The organism is Microvirga aerilata, from assembly GCF_016743775.1.
GTDB lineage: Bacteria > Pseudomonadota > Alphaproteobacteria > Rhizobiales > Beijerinckiaceae > Microvirga > Microvirga aerilata.
Window position 1 is genome coordinate 1 of record NZ_JAEQMY010000173.1, and the last position, 5539, is coordinate 5539.

The 5539-nt window shown below is 58.7% G+C and carries 3 protein-coding genes; 2 read left to right on the forward strand and 1 reads right to left on the reverse strand.

What is annotated here, in order from left to right:
• Window positions 1–806: cadherin-like domain-containing protein (locus tag JKG68_RS30685; RefSeq protein ID WP_202066066.1), on the reverse strand; the 806-nt coding region annotated here is incomplete at its 3' end.
• Between the two features lie 1303 nt (window positions 807–2109).
• Here JKG68_RS30685 and JKG68_RS30690 point away from each other — a divergent pair.
• Window positions 2110–3843, forward strand: a complete 1734-nt coding sequence (locus JKG68_RS30690) for a type I secretion system permease/ATPase (protein ID WP_202066067.1) — start codon at window positions 2110–2112, stop codon at window positions 3841–3843.
• 20 nt (window positions 3844–3863) lie between these two features.
• The gene (locus JKG68_RS30695) at window positions 3864–5150 is read left to right on the forward strand and encodes an HlyD family type I secretion periplasmic adaptor subunit (RefSeq protein ID WP_246516095.1); all 1287 of its coding nucleotides are present in this window, start codon (window positions 3864–3866) and stop codon (window positions 5148–5150) included.
• Window positions 5151–5539: the final 389 nt, after the last annotated feature.

Genomic DNA, 5539 nt, shown 5'->3' on the forward strand with positions numbered 1-5539 from the left:
TTATCACCGTCCTTGTCCGTGGCCGTCACCGTGCCGGTGATCGGGCCACCGTCCTCCTGGCCTTCGGCCGTGCCGGCCTGGGCCACCGGGGCTTGGTTTACCGGGGCTTGGTTTACCGGGGCTTGGGTTACAGGCGTGACCGCTACAATCGCGTTGCCCTGAGCGGACAACTTACCGTCGCTCACTGTGTAGGTGATCGTTGCCTCACCGGTGAAGCCTTTAGCCGCCGTGAACTCAACCTTACCATCAACGATCTTGGCGGTGCCCTGAGCCGCAGGCACCTTTACGGCAGTGATCGTCTTTGAAAGCCCATCGACATCCGTGTCATTGGCCAGCACATCAAGCGTAACCTTGCCTCCCTGAGCCACGGTCCCGGTATCAGCCTTAGCGACTGGTGCGTCGTTGGTGCCTTTGATGGTGACGGTCAGGGACGAGGAAGCAGTCGATCCGTCCGTGGCTGTGGCGATGTAGGGGAACGTCTCGGTCAGCGTCCCGTTTTCGCCAAGCGCCTGCACTCTCGCATCACCGTTGTTCAGGGTGTAGGTCCACTTGCCCCTCCCATCGATGGCAAGTGTGCCATACGTCCCTGGGATACTTGAACTGCTCGTAACGGGCTGGCCGCCGATAGAGGCGACTGTCAGGCCCGAGGAGTCATTGGCGAGCACATTGCCGGATACCACTGAGGACTTGGCGTCTTCAGTGATGGTGGCGGTGTCCGGAGCGGCCGTCTTGGCCGTCACAACGGGTGAGGGTGCAGGAGCCTTGGGCGGCTTCGCGGCGGTGCTGGTGACGTTCTTGGCAGCCATGAGGGATCCCTCTGATCATTCGCGGGCGATGGTTTTGCATGGTAAAGACCTGAGCTTATTTACTCAGATCAAGTATATACCGTGGAGGTATTCCGACTATACTTAAGTTATCGCAATCGATGACTTGGAATAACTGAGTCGAAACTTACGTGGCGGGACGCCAACTGGTATCCCGTGCAAACTCGCCCCTAGCGACGCGTCCAGAGAGCTGACACCGATCATCTATCGGCGCCGTGTCTGGCTCAGGTGCATGACGCACTCTCGTTGTGTGTTTGAAGGTTCAGCTTAGAGCCGCCCTGTCGCGATCGTCATTGTTGCTGCGGCCTGCCCTGTGAGGCGACCCGTCAGATGCTGCGATCGATGGTTAGTCATATGCCCCAAACTCAGGGCGATGAATATATATCTGATGGTATACGCGGCATAAGTATACTGGTTGCTGGCTCAGCTTGGACGTACGGACACGGTTCGAGTCCAGAGGGCGAAGCTCGATGGCAACCATGAAGAGTTCCCCCTAGATCATGCGTCTTCGCAGATCTCACACAGCCAAAAGCTGTGCTTGTTGATCCTGATCAAACGCATACTTCAGTAATATACGAGGTTACGCCCCTTGGTCCGGATCTATTTTCCCGCGCGATCTGGATGACGACTTACTTGTGAAGCCGAATGACCATTGAAAATCTTGTCGGGGTGCTGAGTCTGTGTGCCCCTCATGCCAGTTTTATCCGCATGGGGCAGTTGCTCTTTGGGGACAGCTATTACTGGCCCGAGGTAGTTATGCTGTGGCATATTTTCGTGACTTGAAGATATGTCTCTTTGCAAATGCTCTGAAGGACCAAACTTTGGTTTACCCACTTCAATGACTATTATCGTATCAGCAAGGAGTGCATGGATAAAGTGGCGCACTACTATCATCCAGTCCTATAAACAGCCTTATCATCTACAGCCATGTAGGCGGCCCTTAGAGCCGTGCACCTGAAGTACCATCCTGCCACGGGAAGATCCTTATACCTGAGAGGGCTCGGCTGTATGGCAACTGCTGGTTCCATCCGAGTTGCTATAGCATCGTGCAATGAAGCGTACTCAGACGGCAAGTTCTCTGCATTTGGCTCAGGTTCACCGCGTATACCCAACGGTATATTTCGTTGTTCTCGATTTCAGGTATTCTCGCTCCATAGAATTGAACTCCTGCTGCGGCAGGCGAACATCCCGACATCGCGGCAAGATGCTAGAGCCAAAGACATGATCTTTGGCTCAGCCGCTCTGGGCATTTCTTTCTTCTGAACTCGAACTCGTACGGTGAAGCATGGTGCGAACTGGTACCCTGAGGCAGTCTGAGCTGAGGCAAGCTCTCAAACCGTCACGCGCGGCCCTCCTTGGGGTAGGCCTGTTCAGTGGAGTGCTCAACATCCTGACGCTGACCGGCTCGGTGTTCATGCTGCAGGTCTATGATCGGGTGATCCCATCGCGCAGTGTTCCGACGCTCGTGGGCCTTGCGCTCCTCGTTGCCGGTCTGTTTCTGATGCAGGGCCTGCTTGACCTCATCCGCTCCCGCATGCTCGGGCGCGTGGCCGGATTGCTCCATGAGCGCTTGAGCAACCGTGTCGTTGGCATTGCTCTAAGCCTGCCGCTGGTGCGCAGCGATATGGACGCTCAGCAACCCATGCGGGACCTCGATCAGGTCCGATCCTTTCTCTCCTCGGGCGGGCCCCTGGCGCTGTTCGATCTGCCATGGCTGCCCTTCTATCTTGCGATCTGCTTTCTCTTTCATCCTTTGATCGGCTGGACTGCCCTGGGTGGAGCGCTCGTGCTGGTCACGCTGATGCTGCTGACGGAGCTCCTCTCCCGGCGAGCCGCTAAGGAGACTATGCAAGTTGCTGGAACCCGTCACTCGCTTGTGGAGGCAGGCCGACGCAATGCCGAGGTGGTCAGCGCCATGGGAATGGCCCCGGCCGTGGCAGCCCAGTGGCATGAGGCCGACCAGCAGTTCATGACAAGTCAACAGCGGTTGGCTGATGTCTCTGGCGGGTTCGGGGCTATGTCGAAGGTGCTGCGCATGGCCCTGCAATCAGCGGTCCTCGGTGTCGGTGCACTGCTCGTGATCTGGGCTGAGGCGACAGGCGGTGTCATTATCGCAGCCTCGATCATCTCCGCCCGCGCACTGGCGCCTGTGGAGCTCGCCATTGCGCACTGGAAGGGCTTCATCGCGGCCCGCCAGAGCTGGCGCCGCTTAGGTGAGTTGCTTGCTGCCATGCCGGCCCGTGGTGACCCACTACCTTTGCGCAAGCCTGTCTCGACCCTGTTCGTCCAGGGTGTCAGCATCACGCCTCCGGGCAATCCTCGCCTGCTGGTCAGGGACGTCACGTTCCAGCTCAAGAGCGGCATGGGGTTGGGCATTGTTGGCCCGAGCGGCTCGGGCAAGTCCTGTCTGGCCCGCGCCCTTGTCGGGGCTTGGGCGCCGGTCCGCGGCAAGGTGCGCCTCGATGCAGCTGCGCTGGACCAGTGGCTGCCGGAGATGCTCGGGCGCCATATTGGCTACCTCCCGCAGGACGTGGAGCTGTTTGCCGGAACTGTGGCACAAAACATCGCCCGCTTCCGTCAGGGCGATGATCCTGATCTGGTCATTCAGGCGGCGACCCTAGCAGGCGTGCATGATCTCATCCTGTCGCTGCCACAGGGCTACGAGACCCCTATTGGTGAGAGAGGAACAGCACTCTCGGCTGGTCAGCGCCAACGTTTGGGCTTGGCCCGTGCTCTCTATGCAGATCCCTTCCTCGTAGTCTTGGACGAGCCGAACTCCAACCTTGATGCTGACGGCGAGCAGGGTCTCATCCAAGCTCTATTGAGCGTGCGTGCCCGCGGCGGCATTGCAGTCGTAGTTGCCCACCGCCCCAGCGTCATGGCGGCGCTTGATCAGGCCCTGATCATGGCAGGTGGCGAGATGAAGGCGTTCGGAGCCAAGGACGAGGTTCTGCGGGACAAGGTGCGGTCGATGGCAGCTGTGTCTACGATGCGGACAGCAGTGGGAGGGGCGGCGTGATGAGTCAAGGAAAACAGACAATGGATCGTTCATTACGCAGACACCTGCTGGCCGGTCTCTCCGTGCTCGCGCTGCTGGGCGGAGGCATGGGCGGATGGGCGGCAACAACAGAACTATCAGGTGCTGTGATTGCGCACGGATCAGTAGTGGTTGAGAGCCATGTGAAGAAGGTGCAGCACCCCACAGGTGGGGTGGTGGGCCAGATCCGCGTGCGGGACGGAGACCGGGTCAATGCCGGTGACTTGGTGGTGCGTCTAGACGAGACCATCACGCGCGCCAACCTGGCGGTGGTTACCAAGGGCTTGGATGAACTCTCCGTACGACAGGGGAGGCTGGAGGCTGAGCGGGATGGGCTAACAATAATCAAGGTGCGCCCGGAGCTTCAGGCCCGCTCCTCCGATACTGAGATCATGAGCCTGATCATCGGTGAGCAGAGCCTGTTCAGGCTGCGGCGCGAAGCGCGCGATGGCTTGAGAGCTCAGCTGAAGCAGCAGATCGGTCAGTTGCGCGAACAGATTGCAGGTCTTGAGGAGCAGGCAAGCGCCAAGGCTGAGGAGATCAAGCTGATCCAGAACGAGCTGGAGGGCGTGCGGGAGCTGTGGCGCAAGAACCTCGTTCCGATCACTCGGGTGACGCAGCTGGAACGTGAGGCGACGCGCCTGAGGGGCGAGCGCGGCCAGCTGATCGCATCGGTGGCTCAGGCCAAGGGGCGGATCTCCGAAACCGATCTGCAGATCATCCAGATCGATCAGGAGCTTCGAAGCGAGGTAGCCAAGGAGTTGCGGGAGACTCAGGCTAAGAACGCGGAGCTGGTTGAAAAGCGGGTTGCGGCGGAGGACCAGCTCAAGCGCATCGATATCCGCGCTCCACAGGCCGGTGTGGTGCATCAGCTGGCGGTTCATACAGTCGGGGGTGTGATCGCTGCTGGCGATCCGCTGATGCTGATCGTGCCTGAGGCCGATGACCTGTCGATCGAGGTCAAGGTCCAGCCGCAGGACATCGACCAGATGAGGATCGGGCAAGAAGCGATACTGCGGTTGTCAGCCTTCAGCCAGCGCACTACTCCTGAAATCCAGGGAAAGGTCAGCCGGATCGCCGCTGATCTAACCCAGGATGAGAAGACAGGGATTGGTTTCTACACGGCTCGTATCGAGGTGAGCGAGCTGGAGTTGGCGCAGCTCAAGGATCTGAAGCTTGTGCCCGGCATGCCCGTCGAGGCTTTCGTTCAGACGGGCGAACGCACAGCGTTTTCCTATCTTGCAAAGCCTCTTTCCGACCAGCTCACCCGAGCTTGGCGCGAAGAATAGATTGAGACACCAGCTGTTTGAATACGAGAGCTCCTTGGCATAAGCAAAAAGTTGAGGGTATCGGGCAAAGCGTGTGGATCCGGCAGTTTCGAGCGCGGGCTAGCAAGCTTTGGCCCTGCCACCGACGAGCTGGGCACATAATCTGTCCCTATAACATGCTCCTTCTTGAGTGCATTTGATTCCTTAACTGACTCGATTAATGTTATACCAACCGGCGCCGATGCTCATGCATTCGCCCAGTCGCGCAGACCAATGAACATGAGATGCGCCCGACTGAAAACCCCGAATGAGTCAGCCTTCACGCCGATTGGTATTAGCACTACAGTTGCACCTCCTGCGCATGGGTTCATAATCTCCTGATCTGACACAGGAGGCTGCCATGACGGGTG

Bases quoted from the DNA above. Each gene is read 5' to 3' on its own strand.
- JKG68_RS30695 (WP_246516095.1), top strand. From the start codon at position 3,864: ATGGATCGTTCATTACGCAGACACCTGCTGGCCGGTCTCTCCGTGCTC.
- JKG68_RS30690 (WP_202066067.1), top strand. From the start codon at position 2,110: ATGGTGCGAACTGGTACCCTGAGGCAGTCTGAGCTGAGGCAAGCTCTC.